Here is a 16,065-nt window from a genome sequence, read left to right as displayed (position 1 = left end):
CCGGACCACTACCGATCCTGTCCTCAAGCACACGTACCGGGCCGAGTTTGAGGGGTGATGATTCTGCGGGTGACCGGGATGGCTGGAGGCCCCGATACGTTGGAGACACCAGTTCGCATCAGCACAGCGCCCCTGCATCAGCGCCTGGCCGCGCCCTTGAACATACAGGTAGAGGTTCTCTCCACGGTAGGCGGGATCAGCGAAGTCAAAGTTAGTTGGGAATCTAATGACCCCACGGTCTGCAGATGGAGAGTGACCCTCGATGGCTTCCCGGCAGGCGTCGTTGACGGATCGGCACGCTCCGTCAATGTCACAGAGGTGCACCGCGAAGAAGATGTCCTGATCGAGGTGCTGGGCCTTACAGCCGACGGTGCCCTGGGAGAACGGGCGGGCACCACGTTGCCGGCGGGCGGCTGGAGGTCCTGCGTCATCCGAAATTCTGAGGTTCTCGCGGCCGTGGCTGCCGTATCTGCCGTTTCGCGCTGGGGTGTCGTCTATTCGCGTTGGGGTGGTGGGGGTGGTGGTTTGAAGTAGTGGTTTTGTTGGGGTTTTTGGGTGGGGTCGATGTGGCGTGGGGGTGTGAACCAGGGGGTGCCGTGGCGGGTTTGGATGGTCCATTGTTCTTTGTGGATGAGGTGGTGGTGATGGGAGCAGAGCAGGGCTCCGTTGTTGACGTTGGTAGGGCCGTGGTGTGACCAGTAGGTGATGTGGTGGGCTTCGCACCAGGGGGCTGGGATGGTGCAGTTGGGGAAGGTGCAGCCTTGGTCTCGGGCGGTGAGGGCGAGGCGTTGGGCGGGGGTGAAGAGCCGGGTTTTGCGGCCTTGGTCCAGGATTTCGCCGTGGGTGCCTAGAAGGACGGGGATGATGTCGGCGTCGCAGGGCGAGTTTACGGAGGGTGGTGGCTGCGACGGGTCCGGTTAAGATGTAGTTGCCCGAACCTGCACTGGTTTCCGAAGCGGTACTGCTGGGGGGGCGTCCCAAGCAGATTCCCGCTCTCGGTGCCAGATCCATTCCCGGGTTCAGTCCCAGGTAGATGCCCAGCCCCACTACCCGCCTTGGTGGCTGTGGCTGTGGCTGCGCCTGCCCCGTGGCCCGGTGCGGGAAAATGGCGGAGAAGGTCTTGGTAGTTGATAGTGGCGATGATTTGGGGGCGGTTTCCGCCGGCGGTGGGCAGTTTGTTCGTGGTGAGGGCCGCTTTGAAAGCGCTGATAATACCGTCGAGTTGTTTCTGGTTGCGGGTGCGTCGGTCCAGGTCAACGTCGTTCTCCTGCCACACGCCGGTACCTTGGTCCGAGTCCCGGCCGGTGTTGGCGGCTGGGGTGTCGCCAGGGTGGTGGGTACGGGGGTTGGTGGCGGCGTTCATGACGGTGGCGAAGTGTTCGTATTGGTCCGTGGTGGCGAAGATTTCCAGATGGTGCAGGCCATGGCGGGGTTTACGGATGAACGCGCCTTGGGTGTGGCGGAGGGCTTCTTCGGTGGGCTCGGTGCCGTCGGCGTCGATGGTCTCGGCCCAGCGGCGGGCGACGCGGGTGAGGAAGTCAGGATCCGCGGTGGCGGCGGTGAGGGCGAGGTCGTGTTCGATCCGGTCCAGGTTCTCTGGGGTGGTGTGGTGCTTGAGGCGGTCCAAGGTGGCGCTGATGATGGTCCCGGTCCGGGACGAGACCACGGGCCCGGAACCTGCCGGGAACTCGGCTGGGTTGCCGGCGTCGGTACCGGGTTCTGTCGTGGTTTTGGGGGAGAAGGCCGCGGCGAGGTGTTCCAGTGCCGGACGTATGGAGTCACCAGTGAGGGTGGTTTCGGGCAGGATGGCGTGAGCCAGGTGGAGACGGCGTCTGGCTTCGCCGAGCCCGATCCTGAGCCGCAGGCGCAGGAACTCGGCGGTGTTCTTGCAGCCGTCGTCCGCGGGGGATCGTGGAACAGAACTGGCGGTGGAGCACGCTGGCCAGGCCATGTCGGTTTCGTTCACGGTTTCGATGCCATTGTCCCAGCCGGTGGTCCATGACGTGGTGGCCCGTGTGGTCGCGGTGTTAATGATGGCTTGGGTTCGGGTGCGATCCACGGCCCCGGCGGAGAGGATCTGGAGGTACTCCACGGAGCGGGAGAGCTCTTCGGCATGGGCGGCGAAGTCTGCTGCGTCCACGTAGTCAGCCATGGCCAGTTGGTCCGGAGCGGCAGCAACTGCGGTGCGGACCATCGCGATCGCCGCCGCCAGGCTCACCGGCCCAGGCGCGGCGGAATCGAAGCCGTTCCCCGTAAGCCGCTCCGTCAAAGCCTCCATAGGAATACTCTGCCGTGGGGGTACGACATTCAGCGAAAAGGTGGTCCAGGCGCGGGAAAACCGGGATCCGGGACCACCAAAACAGCGTCAGTCCTCCGCGATCACTGCAACCCCGCCGGCCTCAACCGTCCCGGTGAACGGCGCGCCGGTCAGCAGGTCAACGCCGGCAGCTGTCACTTCGGCGGCCGAGCGTGAGTGGTTGATCGCGAACAGGAAGCGGCCGCCGTCGTCAGATCGTCGACGCACGAGTTCCACGCCGCGATCGGCTGCGGCAACGGGAGCGACGCCGGATTCGGCCAGCAGCCGGTCCACGACCGCTTCAATGCCGTCGCGGTCCGGGAACGTGGCGAGGTACCAGGCGGCACCGGCGCCGGCACCGGCACTAGCGCCCACATCGGCACTAACCGCATGCCGTGTCAGGGACGGCACGCCCTCCAGGGGATACTCGGTGAACGTCTGCACCGCTTCGGCCCCGTCGAGGTGGACGTGCTCGCTCCACACGGACGACACCCCGCCGTCGCTCAACTTCACCTGCCCGCCGGCAAGCACCGGATGGAATTCCTCCACCCGGATCCCCAACAACTCCCGGAAAGCGCCGGGGTAGCCGCCCAGCCGGACGTGGTCCTGCTCGTCCACAATTCCGCTGAAATACGTCACCAGCACGGTGGCTCCGGCCCGCGCGGCAGCGGCGACGTTGGCAGCGGCCGCGTCCGTCACCGAATAGAGTGTGCACACCAGGACCAGGTCGTAGCCCTCCAGCGAAGCGGAAGGATGGACCACATCCACTGCGATCCCGCGCAGGAACAGCGACCGGTGGAATGCCCGAAGCACGTCCAGATACTTCACGTCCTGGCTCGGCTTGGAGTCGATTTCGCTGGCCCACCAGGCCTCATAGTCGAACACGATCGCCACGCGGGATTCCACCCGCGAACCGCGCACCGGCTCGAGCCGCTTCAGGGCGGCCCCGAGCTCCACCACCTCGCGCCACACGCGCGTATCACGCCCGCCGTGCGGGACCATGGCCGAGTGGAATTTCTCGGACCCGGCAAAGCTCTGCCGCCACTGGAAAAACATCACGGCGTCCGCGCCACGGGCCACGTGAGCCAGCGAGTTGCGCAGCATCTCGCCGGGCATCTTGGGCTGGTTGCGCGGCTGCCAGTTAACGGCCGACGTCGAATGTTCCATCAGGATCCACGGGTCGCCGCCCGCAATTCCCCGGGTCAGATCGGCACTGAACGCGAGTTCGATCTGACGCTCGGGATCGGCAGCCACGAGGTAGTGGTCGTTGGCGATGACATCCAGGTCCTTGGCCCACTCGAAGTAGTCCATCGACTTGGTGGCGCTGGAGGCCATCAGGTTGGTGGTGCAGGGGACCCCCGGGGTGACCTCGCGCAGGACGGCCACCAGATCGCGGTAGTAGTCCATCAGCACCCACGAATTGAACCGCTGGAAGTCCAGCTGCTGGCCGGGATTCAGTGTTGAAGGCGCGATGCCGGGCGGCAGAATTTCCTCGAAGGAACCGTAGCTTTGGGACCAGAAAGCCGTGCCCCAGGCCGCGTTCAGCGCCTCAATGCTGCCGTACCGGCGTTCCAGCCAGGTGCGGAAGGCCGCGGCGTCCTCCGCGCCGTAGAACTCGGAGACGTGGCAGCCGAGCTCGTTGTCCACATGCCACAACGCCAGCGCAGGGTGGTCCTTGTACCGCTCAGCGATGACGCGGGTGATGCCGGGGGCATACCGGCGGTAAACGGCCGACGACGGTGTGTAGTGCCGCCGGGAGCCCGGTCCCAGCACGGTTCCGTCAGCCGTGACCGGCAGGATTTCCGGGTACCTGCGCACCAGCCAGGCCGGGGGAGCAGCGGTTGCCGTGGCCAGGGCCACCTTGATTCCGTTGGCGGCGAGGTTGTCCAGCACCTCATCCAGCCAGCCGAAGTCGTATTGGCCCTCCGCCGGTTCCAGCAGAGCCCAGGAAAAAATCCCCACGCTCAAGAAGCTGACGCCGGCTTCCTTCATGAGTTCCAGGTCTTGCAGCCGGACGTCGGCCGGCCACTGCTCGGGGTTGTAATCGCCGCCATACGCGATCCCTTCCACGTTGCTCCAGACGTTAGCCGGGCCGGAATTATGCTGCACGCTCATGGGACTCCTTCGTCTACGGGATGGACTAAACGTACCTGAAACCTGATGTTTGGGAAAACGCTTGCCCAAACCGGGAAATACCGATATTGTATCGTTTCAGAAAGTGTGTAAGCCAGCTCACAACTCACGTTGTAAACAAAAAAGCCGTGGGCCTGCACAAATCGAGCAAGGAGGCTCTCATGATCAACCGAAGGAATTTCCTCACCACCGTAGCCATCGGCACCGCATCCGCGGCTGCACTGGCGGCCTGCGGCTCGCCAGCCCCCAGCCAGACGGGCTCGGCGGAAAACCCGGTCACCATCAACTACACCTGGTGGGGCAACGACGACCGCGCCGAGCGTACCCGTAAGGCGATTGCCCTGTTCGAGGGCAAGAACAAGGACATCAAGGTCAACGGCAACTTCACCGACTTCGCCGGCTACTGGCAGAAGCGAGCCACGGAAGCTGCCGGCGGCGGCCTTCCGGACGTTATGCAGTGGGACCTGTCCTACATGCGGGATTACGGCCAGCGCAACCAGCTTCTGGACCTGGGCACCGTGAAGATCAACACGGACGCCTTCGACAAGTCGCTGCTGCCCTCCGGACAGATCAAGGGCAAGACCTACGGCATCCCCACCAGCACAAACGCGTTCGCCGTCTATTACGATCCCGCCAAGCTCGCTTCGCTGGGCATCGCCGAGCCGGACGGCACGTGGAACTACAAGGAGTTCAATGCCTTCCTGATTGAAGTGGGATCCAAGGGCAACGGCGCACTCTTTGGGTCCACGGACTACACCGGGGTGTGGTGGATGTTCAACATCTGGCTCCGGCAGAACAACATTGAAGCCTTCACCGCGGACGGCAAGCTCGGCTTCACCAAGGATGACCTCAAGAAGTGGTGGGACCTCACCGGTGACCTGCGCGGCACCCCCGCCATCGTGTCGGAAGAGCGTGTCACCCAGCTCGCACCCAAGTCGCCGTTCGGCTCAAACGTGACCGCCACTGAGGTTACCTGGGACAACTTCATGGCCGGCTACCTCGGGGACAGCGGCGCCAAGGAGCTCAAGCTTGTTCCGGTTCCGTCGGACGACAAGGACAACCTGGGCCTCTTCCTCAAGCCGTCCATGCTGATGGTGGCCAGCGCCAAGACCAAGAACAAGGATGCTGCTGCCCGTTTCATCGACTTCATGGTCAACGACCCCGAGGTGGGCCAGATCTTCAAGACCTCCCGCGGCGTTCCCGCTTCCAAGACCCAGCGTGATGGCACCACGTTCGAGGGGACCGACAAGCTGGTTGTTGACTACGAGAAGTCCATCGAGCAGTACCTCAAGGATGCTCCGGAGCCGCCCATTGTTGGTTTCGGCACGCTGGAAGCCTCGTTCAAGCGCGTAGCCTCGGACCTGAACTACAAAAAGCTGACCATTGACGGTGCCGCGGACGCATGGTTCAAAGAAGCCGAAGACCTCATCAAGCAGAACGCCTGAGCAGTTTATTGTCTGCCCGACGTTCCCAACTGACGGATTGAACTCGTGACTCAAAGCCCAACCCTGAGCAGGCGTTCGACGCAGTCCGCTCCCGCTCCGCGCAAGTCAAAGCGGAGCGGGGCGGATGCCCGCGCCGGCTACACCTTCCTGCTGCCCTGGTTGCTTGGATTCGTCGCCCTGACCGTGGGCCCGATGATCTCCTCGCTGTACCTGTCCTTCACCAACTACAACCTCTTCGAACCGCCCAAGTGGATCGGGCTGGACAACTACACCACCCTCTTCCAGGACGAGCGGTTCCTGCAGTCGGTGGGTGTGACCCTCAGCTACGTGGTCTTCGGCACCCCGCTTAAGCTGGCGGCGGCACTGGCGGTGGCCATGCTCCTGAACAGCAAGCGCCGCGGGCAGGGCTTCTACCGTTCAGCCTTCTACGCTCCCTCCCTGATCGGTGCCAGCGTCTCAGTCGCTATCGTCTGGAAGGCCATGTTCGGCGACGCCGGCCCGGTGGACCAGGGCCTTTCCTTCTTCGGCATCAACCTGGGCGGCTGGGTAGGCAACCCCTCCATGACCATGCCCATGATGATCCTGCTGACCGTCTGGCAGTTCGGCGCCCCCATGGTCATCTTCCTGGCCGGCCTCAAACAGGTCCCGGCCGATCTCTACGAAGCGGCGTCAATGGACGGCGCCGGTCCGGTTCGGAAGTTCTTGAACATCACCTGGCCCATGCTCTCCCCGGTGATCTTCTTCAACCTGCTGATGGAAACCATCCACGCGTTCCAGATCTTCGCGTCCGCCTATATCATCTCCAACGGCGAAGGCGGCCCGGCCGGCTCCACCCTCTTCTACACCCTCTACTTGTACCTGCGCGGCTTCAGCGACTTCCGCATGGGCTACGCCTCGGCAATGGCCTGGCTCCTGCTGATCGTCGTGGGCATCATCACCCTCATCTTCTTCAAAACCTCCAAGTCCTGGGTCCACTACAGCGGTGATTCGAAATGACAACCATGGCAACTCCCAAGCAGCAGGCACCGGTCCTAGAGGTGCCGGACTACAACCCGAAATCCGAGTCCGTTGTGGCAAAACGGGTCAAGAGCGGCATCTTCCACCTCGTCGCCCTCGCGCTGACCGCCGTGGTTCTCTACCCGGCTCTGTGGATGGTGGCCTCGGCCTTCAAGCCCAATGCCGAAATCGGCGGTGCCAACACGTCGCTCTGGTCGAACAACTTCAGCATCGACAACTTCGTCACGGCCATGGACGGAATCGGTGGGGTGTCCACCCTGCAGTTCTTCACCAACTCCCTGGTGCTGGCCATCGGCGCGGTGGTGGGCACCATCCTGTCCGCCAGCGTCTCGGCCTACGCCTTCGCCCGGATCAAGTTCCCGGGCCGGAGCGTGCTCTTCGGCATGATGATCGCCACCCTGCTGCTGCCTTTCCACGTGGTGATCATCCCGCAGTACATCATCTTCCAGCAGCTCGGTCTGGTGGACACCTACATTCCGCTGCTGATCGGCAAGTTCCTCGCCGCTGACGCGTTCTTCGTGTTCCTGATGGTCCAGTTCATGCGCAACCTTCCGGCCGAACTGGACGAGGCGGCGCGCATCGACGGCGCAGGCCACGTGCGGATCTTCTGCTCCATCATGCTGCCGCTGATGAAACCGGCCCTGATCTCCACCTCGATCTTCTCCTTCATCTGGAGCTGGAACGACTTCCTGGGCCCGCTGCTGTACCTGAACACCCCCGAAAAGTACCCGCTGCCGCTGGCCCTGCGCCTCTTTGTGGACCAGACCCAGAGCTCGGACTACGGAGCAATGATCGCCATGTCCGTCCTGGCCCTGCTGCCGGTGCTGATCTTCTTCCTGGTATTCCAGCGCTACATTGTTGAAGGCGTCTCCACCCAGGGCCTGAAGGGCTAACGGAAAATGAGCATCATGGACAGCACCACACCCGCATCTGGCCGCGAAGAACCCATCCCGGTAAACCGCTTCGCCCTGTTTTCCGAGACCCTCCTGGCCGGGCTGCTGGTGCTGGTGCTGTCCATTCCGCTGGTCACCATCCCCGCCGCGTACGCGGCCGGGATCGCCCACCTGGAGCGGCACCTCGCCGGCCGCGACGATTCCCTGCGCGGCCTCTGGGGCACGTTCCGGTCCGCCCTGCCGGGCAGTTGGAAGCTGGGAATCACGACGGCGGCAGCCGCCGTCGTGATTGTCCTTAACCTGCTGCTCGCAACAGTGGGTCAGCTGCCGGGCAGTGCCGTGGTCCTTCCGGCCACGCTGATCCTGGCCGCGGCCGGAGCGGTCCTGCTGCTGCGCACAGCTGCTGCCTGGTCCAACGTTGACTGGACCTACGTTGACTGGACCAACGTTGCCGGCGAACAACCCTCCACGCCGGCGACCTGGTCCGCGGCCCTTGGCACTGCCAAAGCCCTCTCGCTGCGCGACTGGACAGGCTCGGTGCTCCTGGCCGCGGCTCTGTTCGCGTCCGTGGTGTTTGTCTGGATGCTCGTGGCCCTGTTTGTGGTGGTGCCCGGCATGCTGATCCTGGCCTCCGCCGCCGTCAAGATACGGTCCAACCGCGCCTAGCAAGTTTTTGCATTTGACCTTTACTATCGAGCTGAGCCAGACGTGTCTTCCGACAGCCCAAAGTCCGCAGAATCCCTTCACACCTCCCAAAGTCGGGTCCGCTGGTACCAGCCGCTGACGCAGCACAACTATCGCCTGTACATGGGCATGACCTTCGCCGGAAGCATGGGCGTGTGGATGCAGAGGCTCGCGCAGGACTGGCTTGTGCTCCAGCTGACCGGAAGTCCTGCCGCCGTCGGCGTTGCCGTGGCACTGCAGTTCCTGCCGATGCTGGTCATCGGTCCGCTCAGCGGCCTGCTGGTGGACATGTTTCCCAAGCGCAGCGTCATGATGGTGTGCCAATCCGTGATCGCGCTGCTGGCACTGGGATTGGCGGCGTGGGACGCCAGCGGAAACATCACCGTGTGGGCCGTGTACGGAAGTTGCATTGCGTTGGGAGTGACGTCCGCCGTCGACGGTCCGGCGCGCCAGGTATTCATCAACGAAGTGGTGGGCGACGCCGGGCTGAGGCCAGCGATCGGTGTTAACAACGCGATCGGCCAGTTCGGCGCCATGGTGGGACCAGCCCTCGGCGGAGTGGTAATCGCCCATGCCGGCTCCGCCGCCGCCTTCGCTGCGAACGCCTTGCTTTCCGTGCTGGTGCTGGTCATGATCGCCGCCGTCCGGCCGGCGCACCTGCACCTGACAGCCCCTGCATCCCGGGGACGCGGCGAGCTCCTCGCCGGATTCGGATTCGTCCGTGAACGGCCATCGCTGCTCCTGATCATTGTCCTTGCCGGCCTGCTGGGGGCCTTTGGCATGAACGGTCCAGTGGTGCTGACTGCCTTCGCCGAGCGGGTGTGGCACAACGGTGCGGCGGGGTTCGGCCTGTTCAACACCGTGGGTGCCGTCGGCGCCTTGGCAGGTGCGCTGCTCGCCGCGCGGCTGAGGACCATGGGCCGCAAGGGAATCGTGGCCGCAGCCGGACTCTTTGGGCTTTCGCAGCTGGTTGCCGCCCTGATGCCAAACCTGGTGGCTTTCACCGTGATGCTTGCCGTGGTGGGCCTGATGACTTTGGTGTTCCTGACGAGCGCCGCCACGGCCGTGCAGGTGGAGGCGGGTCCCGAAGTGCGGGGGAGGGTGATGGCGCTTTACCTGCCACTGCTGCTGGGCGGGCACGCTTTGGGAGGCCTGCTGGCGGGCTGGCTGACCGAGGAGTTTGGCGTGCGGACAGGCCTCGTTGTCACCGGTGCGCTAGCCATGCTGTCCGCGGCTGTCGTCGGATTGTTGTTGTGGTTGAATTCGCGGAGGGTGCGGTCCTAACCACCCCTGTGAGGAAAAGTAAGTTTGTGTGAGTTCTTGACGCGTGGTGCGGCGCACATCAGGGCAAGCGCTGAAGATCCACCGTCCGCCGAGCGTCGAGGGCTGCGCCATGAACGCCCAGCAGTTCTACAAGGCATCCAGCTCTGGTCCGACAGTTCGCGGTCCAAGCATCCGGCCGACCCAGAAGTTCATCGACTTCCTGGCGAACAGTGTCGAAGCCGGCGAAATTGGGCTGGCAGACCGCCGCATCCCTGGCAATGCACTTTAACAGAATCTCCCCGCAGGAAGCGGCGAAGAAATCGATCGAGGAAAATCAAGGGCTCCCTCAGCTAAGCGGGGCCGGCAGTGCTGAAACGGCCCAGGGCACTCCGAGTTCGCTGAAGGTGGCGTGCTCCCGGGCAGCACGCTCCAAGGCCTCTTCGATCCCCACCACCACGGCGTGTGCCGCGTCGCCATCGCCTTCCCAGCGCAGGTACTGCGGGTCAATCGGCTTGGGTGCAGGTGCCGTCCGGATTGCTTCGAGGACCAGCATAAAGGCGCCGCTGTCCGTGATGGAGCTGATCAGCGGGGCATCTTCGTTGCGGTGTGCAATCAGGTTCGCGGTGAGATCGTCCCGGCCGTACATCTTCTCCGTCTGGCCTGTTGGAGTGCTCACCACCAGGCGGTCCTCGGTGTAGTGGAACACTGCTGTGCCAGTCGAGCCTTGCAGGGTGACATACGGTTCCACGGATTCGCTGGCGCAGATGGTCAGGGCGCATGTGATGGGCAGTCCCGCCGCGGTCCGGATGCGGATTACGGACGTGTCGTCGGATTCGATGTCGTTGGCGCGGTACAGGTCGGTTTCCACGGACGCAACATCCGCGGTGGTCCGGGCGCCGGCCATCCGAAGGGCGGTTGCCACGGCGTGGGCCAGCGGGTTGGTGGCCACTCCATCAACAACATCGATGCCGTCAATGCTTCGCTTTCCGGCCCAGCGGGAGCGCTTGAAATACGCCCGGTTGCGCACCCAGCGGCCGGTTGAAGAGATGCCCTCGAGGGTACCGATGGTGCCGTCGGCCAGGAGTTCCCCGATGGCCGCAAGGGCGTGCGAGCCCAGGCTCTGAAAGCCGATCTGCACGCTGTGCCCGGACGCCTGCGCAGCCTCGCGCAGCATGTTGAAATCCGCCAGCGACGCGACCGGGGGCTTCTCCAGATAGAGGTCGGCGCTGGTGGCCAGAGCGGCGAGTCCCAGCGGGGCGTGGGTCTGGATGGGAGTGGCCACGATGATCACGTCCAGGTCCTGCGTGCCCGCCAGGAGTTCCGTGAGCCCAGGGAACACGGCGGCTGTTACCGGCACAGACCCCGGTTCCGGCGGCTGCGGATCGGCTACCGCTACAAGCTCGACGACGCCGGTCGCCTGCAGCCTTTCGAGGTTGCCGAGGTGGTGGGCGCCGAAGCCGTGGACGCCTACCAACGCCACCCTCGCCGCTGGAGCGGACTGGCCAGACTGTGAAGCGGCTGAAGGTGGTTTTGCCATGTGGCTCCGTTCCGGCCCTAAGGGGCATTAAGGTTGGGCAAGCGCTTTCCCGGTTCCAGTGTGCGGCATGGCCAGGGTGATAGTCCAGTCCGTCTTGCGGCGCAGGGGCCTCTTCAGCAAGCCGGTTGGCGCAGGCGACTTATCCCATGCCCAGCGGCGCTGCCCAGTTGCCGTTCCTGCCGCCGGAGCCACCCTCCTGGTATTTGCCGCAGTTTTGGCAGCGCCGGTAGCGGCCGCCGTCGTCCGTGGTTTCGATGTGCCAATCGTGGCGCAGGTTCATCTTGCAGAGCAGGTTTTTGAGCATGACGTTCTCCGATCCAATAGCAAGGTCATCAGTCAGGCCTGATGTTCTGGTTGAGCCTGAAGAAGTTCGTTGGGTCGTATTTCTGCTTGAGTGCCTTGAGTCGGTCGTACTTGGCGGCGCCGTATGCATGCCTGACGCGTTCCTCGCCCTCTTCCATGAGGAAGTTCACGTAGACGCTGGTGTGGTGGGGCGCCAGGGCTGACCAATAGTCCCGGGCCCACTGGCGCTCGGCATCGAAGCCGTCGGCGGTCTTGCTGTTGCCGTTGATGTTGAACGTGAACCCGGCCTGGCGGCCGTTGAAGGCGGTAGCGCCGTCGTCGATCCTTCCAACCGCACCGCCCATCTGCCACAGGGCGACGCTGGTGACTGGCGAGGTAATGTTGGCGCCGTAATCTGCCATGATGTCGATGACGTCGTCGCTGAGGGCCGCGACGTCGCAAGACCTGACGTAGTAGTGCCAGCCGTGCGGGAACGACGGATCAAACGTCCTTTGATGCTCCAGGAATGGCTTGGGCCGGCAAAAGTCGAGCACGGGCGAACCGAATTCCTTGAGCGGCCGCAGGACCCGTTCGCCCTCCTCGACCGGACCTGCGAAGCAGGCCGTGACCGCAAGGACGCGCTTGCCCACTAGATCGGGCGGGACGATCGGCAGTGCTGGGGCCCTCCGCTGCACGGCGATGGTCATGAGCTCGTCGGGGCAGTCTGCGATCCAGTCCCGGTAAAAGCGGAGCACTTCGGGGGCATCTTCCATCGGCCAGAAGACCGGACCGGCCATAACGTATGGACCCACGGAGTTCAGCCGGAACTCGAAGTCGGTGACGATGCCGAAGTTGCCGCCTCCGCCCCGCACGCCCCAGAAGAGATCGGCGTTCTGATCCTCGCTGGCCCTGACCAGTTCGCCGTCTGCGGTGACCACGTCCACGGACAGCAGCTGGTCAATGGTGAGTCCGTGCTTGCGCATGACCCAGCCGATGCCGCCGCCCAGCGTGAGGCCCGCAACCCCGGTATGCGTGACGATTCCCGACGGGACGGCGAGCCCGAACTCCTGCGTCTCGCGATCGAGTTCACCCAGCAGCACGCCGGCCTGGACGCGGACCGTCCGAGCCTCGGGGTCCACCCGGATGCCCTTCATGGGCCCGAGATCGATGAGCATACCGTCGTCGCACACTGACAGCCCGGGGAAGCTGTGACCGCCTCCGCGCACGGCGGCCAATAGGTCGCGCGAACGGGCGAACCGGATGGCAGCCCGCACGTCTGCGACGCCGGTGCAGCGGGCTATGAGTGCCGGATGGCGATCAATCGATCCGTTCCACACCTTGCGGCGCTCATCATAACCAGCGTCAGCCGGCCGGACGAGGTCGCCCCGAAAGGATGTCTGTAATTCATCGACTGCAACGCCGTCGATCTCCGTGCTTTGTGCCATGGGACTCACGGACCTCTCGCTCTTCCAGCAGAGTCCCACCGTTGGCACTAACTGGCAAGAGCAAATTGCGGGAGCAGGGGTGCTCTGGCCCACCGGCAGGCTGAACCGCTCGCTGACCGCCTTCGTCACCAGCTCGCTGATCCTTGTCTCGTCCTCGGCGGTGAGCTCGGTGAGGGCGAAGGCGGTTGGCCACATGGTGCCGTCGTCCAGGCCGGCCACGTCGTTAAAAGCCGAGGGTTGCTCCGGGACTGCTCGAATCCGGGACTGCTCGGAGCCGAGATCCCTAGCCGGCGGAGGATCCCTTCGCCGGGGCGGTGCTCTGCCGGACCACCAGTTCGGGGGTGAAGATGACGGCCCGGTGCTTTGGAGTGTTGGACTCAAGTTCCTCGGCCAATAGTTCGATGGCCGTGCGCCCCAATGCTTCGGTGGGCTGCCGGATGGAGGAGAGCGGGACCACGGCCGAGACAGAGAAGTCGATGTCGTCGTAGCCGATCAGTGCGATGTCCTCGGGAATCCTCACAGTGTGGGTCATGGTCAGGGACTGCATCACGCCCAGTGCCAGCAGATCGTTGGCACAGAAGATGCCGTCCGGCAGGTCCCCACGCTCCACGAGCATGTTGCCCACGCTCCGGCCGGCCAGCACAGTCTGGCCGTCTGAATCCAAGACCTCCAGCGTTGCGTCCGGTTCCTCCTTCACGGCGCGCTGCGCGCCCTGCAGGCGGTCCGCCACCTGGCGGATCGAGGTGGGGCCACCCACAAAGGCGAGCCGACGGCGGCCGGTGTCCAGCAGGTGCCGGGCAGCGAGGTAACCGCCGGCGTCGTCGTCCACTGAGACGGAGCTGTACTTACTCTCATCGGCGAGCCGGTCCACCAGGACGGTGGGCACGCCGCGCTCACGTAGTTGGTCGAGGCGGTCGGTGACGTCGCCGACGGGGGAGATGAGCAGCCCCTGGACGCGCTGTTCCTGGAACAGATCTATGTAATTGGATTCCCGGCTGGCGTTGTGGCCGCTGTCGCCGAGGAGCACGGCGCTGCCCTGGAGTGCCGCGGCGTCTTCGGCGGCCCGCACCACTGACGTGAAGAACGGGTTGCCTACATCGAGGACAATCAGCCCGATGGTGCGGCTGTGGCCGGCGCGCAGCTGGCGGGCGGCATCGTTCCGGACGAAGCCCAGCTCGTCGATGGCCCGCAGGACCCGCTCCTTGGTCCGTTGGGAAACCCGGTCCGGGTAGTTCAGGACATTGGAGACCGTGCCCACTGCAACGCTGGCGTGGTTTGCGACGTCCTTGATGCTGGCTGAGCGATTCATGATTCTCCGTGCTGATATGCCGCGTGCAGCACTTTTCCCGTAGTCCCCGGATTGTGGTCTGGAAATTGCTTGACACCTACTTGACTTCAAGAGTACTTTGAATCGTAACAATGAAACGATTCAAAGCATGGAAAATTCAGGAGAGTTGCAGATGAGGGTGTGTTTCCGCTCCTCGGTCCAGCCAGGGCTGATCGACGAATACCGGCGCCGGCATGCTGCCGTGTGGCCGGAGATGCTCCGTGCGCTGGAAGACGCGGGCTGGAACAACTACTCGCTCTTCCTGGGCGAGGACGGGCTCCTGGTGGGCTACCTCGAATGCGACGATTTCGACGCCGTCCGGGCGCGGATGGCGCTGACCGAGGTCAACACCCGCTGGCAGGCGGAGATGGCCTCCCTTTTTGACAACCCGGACAACCCGGACCAGGCGCCCGACGAAGGGTTCCAGGTCCTTGAGGAAGTCTTCAACCTTGACCACCAGCTGGCGGCGGCGGAGTCCACCAGCAGCTGACGCGCTGGCCCCTTGGCCAGGCCGTAAAACCACATCACCAAAGACCACACCACTAAAGACCGGGAAGAACCAACATGAATGACGTAGCAACGGCGCTGGGCAGGCTCGGGGAGCTTGCCATCGAGGTCCCTTCGTGGGCTTATGGCAATTCAGGCACGCGCTTTAAGGTGTTCGGCACGCCGGGTACCCCGCGGACCGTGCAGGAGAAGATCGCGGATGCGGCCAAGGTGCACGAGCTGACCGGTCTTGCCCCCACGGTGGCCCTGCACATTCCCTGGGACAAGGTGGACGACTACGCCGCGCTCAAGGAGTACGCGGCTGGTCTCGGCGTGGGCCTGGGCACCATCAACTCCAACACGTTCCAGGATGACGAGTACAAGTTCGGTTCCCTGACGTCCTCGAACGAGTCAGTGCGGCGCCGGGCCATCGCCCATCACCTGGAGTGCATCGAGATCATGCACGCCACGGGCTCGCAGGACCTGAAGATCTGGCTCGCGGACGGCACCAACTACCCGGGCCAGGACGATCTTCGCGGCCGCCAGGACCGTCTGGCCGAATCGCTGCAGGAGATCTATGCGGGCCTGGGCGAGAACCAGCGCCTGGTCCTGGAGTACAAGTTCTTCGAGCCGGCTTTTTACCACACCGATGTTCCGGACTGGGGTACCTCCTACGCGCAGACCTTGGCTTTGGGGGAGAAGGCGTTGGTCTGCCTGGACACCGGCCACCACGCCCCGGGCACCAACATCGAGTTCATCGTGATGCAGCTGCTGCGCCTGGGCAAACTGGGGTCCTTCGACTTCAACTCCCGCTTCTACGCCGACGATGACCTGATCGTGGGGGCAGCGGATCCGTTCCAGCTGTTCCGGATCATGTACGAGGTGATCCGCGGCGGCGGCTTCGGCACGTCCGCAGGAGAGAATTCACACGTGGCCTTGATGTTGGACCAGTGCCACAACCTGGAGGAGAAGATCCCCGGCCAGATCCGCTCGGTCCTGAACGTGCAGGAAATGACGGCCCGCGCCCTGCTCGTGGACACCGCTGCCCTGGGTGAGGCCCAGCGCACCGGCGACGTCCTGGCCGCCAACGGCGTCTTCAACGATGCCTTCTACACCGATGTCCGGCCCGTCCTGGCCGACTGGCGCGAAGCCCGCGGCCTGCCCGCGGACCCGATGGCCGCGTTCAAGGCCAGCGGCTACCAGAAACAGATCAACGAGGACCGCGTCGGCGGCCAGCAAGCCGGATGGGGCGCATAA

14 protein-coding genes and 1 pseudogene are annotated in these 16,065 nt (G+C 64.2%); 9 read left to right on the top strand and 6 right to left on the bottom strand.

Annotated elements, in window-relative coordinates:
* The first annotated feature begins 252 nt into the window (after positions 1 to 252).
* A complete protein-coding gene (locus ACZY1F_RS01465) occupies positions 253 to 534 on the top strand; it encodes a hypothetical protein (protein WP_463939891.1) in 282 nt (93 codons plus the stop codon).
* Here the strand turns inward: ACZY1F_RS01465 and ACZY1F_RS01460 are convergent.
* Together ACZY1F_RS01460 and ACZY1F_RS01455 are read right to left on the bottom strand one after the other, a co-directional pair.
* Positions 495 to 2,221, bottom strand: a pseudogene (locus ACZY1F_RS01460) (HNH endonuclease signature motif containing protein); the annotation flags it as partial. The gene ACZY1F_RS01465 and the pseudogene ACZY1F_RS01460 sit on opposite strands and share 40 nt — an antisense overlap.
* 144 nt (positions 2,222 to 2,365) lie before the next feature.
* The gene (locus tag ACZY1F_RS01455) at positions 2,366 to 4,411 is read right to left on the bottom strand and encodes a beta-galactosidase (RefSeq protein WP_463939890.1); all 2,046 of its coding nucleotides are present in this window, start codon (positions 4,409 to 4,411) and stop codon (positions 2,366 to 2,368) included.
* A 179-nt stretch (positions 4,412 to 4,590) separates the two neighbouring features.
* Here ACZY1F_RS01455 and ACZY1F_RS01450 point away from each other — a divergent pair, with 179 nt between their 5' ends.
* The 6 genes from ACZY1F_RS01450 to ACZY1F_RS01425 all read left to right on the top strand — a co-directional run bounded on the left by ACZY1F_RS01450 (position 4,591) and on the right by ACZY1F_RS01425 (position 10,020).
* On the top strand, positions 4,591 to 5,874 hold the full coding sequence (locus tag ACZY1F_RS01450) for an ABC transporter substrate-binding protein (RefSeq protein WP_463939889.1): 1,284 nt from the start codon (positions 4,591 to 4,593) through the stop codon (positions 5,872 to 5,874).
* A 45-nt stretch (positions 5,875 to 5,919) separates the two neighbouring features.
* Positions 5,920 to 6,870 carry a carbohydrate ABC transporter permease gene (locus tag ACZY1F_RS01445; RefSeq protein ID WP_463915988.1) on the top strand — a complete coding sequence of 317 codons (951 nt, stop codon included), beginning with the start codon at positions 5,920 to 5,922 and terminating at the stop codon, positions 6,868 to 6,870.
* Positions 6,867 to 7,784, top strand: coding sequence for a carbohydrate ABC transporter permease (locus ACZY1F_RS01440; protein ID WP_463939888.1), 918 nt, complete (start codon positions 6,867 to 6,869; stop codon positions 7,782 to 7,784). The genes ACZY1F_RS01445 and ACZY1F_RS01440 overlap by 4 nt, the downstream gene beginning before the upstream one ends.
* Before the next feature lie 6 nt (positions 7,785 to 7,790).
* The gene (locus tag ACZY1F_RS01435) at positions 7,791 to 8,450 is read left to right on the top strand and encodes a Poxvirus protein I5 (RefSeq protein WP_463939887.1); all 660 of its coding nucleotides are present in this window, start codon (positions 7,791 to 7,793) and stop codon (positions 8,448 to 8,450) included.
* A gap of 42 nt (positions 8,451 to 8,492) precedes the next feature.
* Positions 8,493 to 9,752: an MFS transporter gene (locus tag ACZY1F_RS01430; RefSeq protein ID WP_463939886.1), complete on the top strand. Its 1,260-nt coding sequence runs from the start codon at positions 8,493 to 8,495 to the stop codon at positions 9,750 to 9,752.
* Between the two features lie 109 nt (positions 9,753 to 9,861).
* Positions 9,862 to 10,020 carry a hypothetical protein gene (locus ACZY1F_RS01425; RefSeq protein ID WP_463939885.1) on the top strand — a complete coding sequence of 53 codons (159 nt, stop codon included), beginning with the start codon at positions 9,862 to 9,864 and terminating at the stop codon, positions 10,018 to 10,020.
* Between the two features lie 57 nt (positions 10,021 to 10,077).
* Here the strand turns inward: ACZY1F_RS01425 and ACZY1F_RS01420 are convergent, their stop codons facing one another.
* The 4 genes from ACZY1F_RS01420 to ACZY1F_RS01405 form a co-directional block, all read right to left on the bottom strand.
* A complete protein-coding gene (locus tag ACZY1F_RS01420; protein ID WP_463939884.1) occupies positions 10,078 to 11,268 on the bottom strand; it encodes a Gfo/Idh/MocA family protein in 1,191 nt (396 codons plus the stop codon).
* 139 nt (positions 11,269 to 11,407) lie between these two features.
* Complete coding sequence (locus ACZY1F_RS01415; RefSeq protein WP_463939883.1) at positions 11,408 to 11,572, bottom strand: hypothetical protein; 165 nt, start codon at positions 11,570 to 11,572, stop codon at positions 11,408 to 11,410.
* Positions 11,573 to 11,600: 28 nt separating this feature from the next.
* The gene (locus tag ACZY1F_RS01410; protein WP_463939882.1) at positions 11,601 to 13,214 is read right to left on the bottom strand and encodes an FAD-binding oxidoreductase; all 1,614 of its coding nucleotides are present in this window, start codon (positions 13,212 to 13,214) and stop codon (positions 11,601 to 11,603) included.
* Between the two features lie 64 nt (positions 13,215 to 13,278).
* Positions 13,279 to 14,304 (bottom strand): LacI family DNA-binding transcriptional regulator, encoded by a 1,026-nt coding sequence (locus ACZY1F_RS01405; RefSeq protein WP_463939881.1) that lies wholly within the window; start codon positions 14,302 to 14,304, stop codon positions 13,279 to 13,281.
* 151 nt (positions 14,305 to 14,455) lie between these two features.
* Here ACZY1F_RS01405 and ACZY1F_RS01400 point away from each other — a divergent pair, with 151 nt between their 5' ends.
* Both ACZY1F_RS01400 and rhaI read left to right on the top strand, forming a co-directional pair.
* A complete protein-coding gene (locus tag ACZY1F_RS01400; RefSeq protein WP_463940380.1) occupies positions 14,456 to 14,812 on the top strand; it encodes an L-rhamnose mutarotase in 357 nt (118 codons plus the stop codon).
* 74 nt (positions 14,813 to 14,886) lie between these two features.
* Entirely contained in the window at positions 14,887 to 16,065 is a 1,179-nt protein-coding gene (rhaI, locus tag ACZY1F_RS01395; RefSeq protein ID WP_463939880.1) for an L-rhamnose isomerase, read from the top strand.

It is taken from the genome of Pseudarthrobacter xylosi (assembly GCF_055412765.1).
This window is presented reverse-complemented; position numbering and strand designations above follow the sequence as displayed.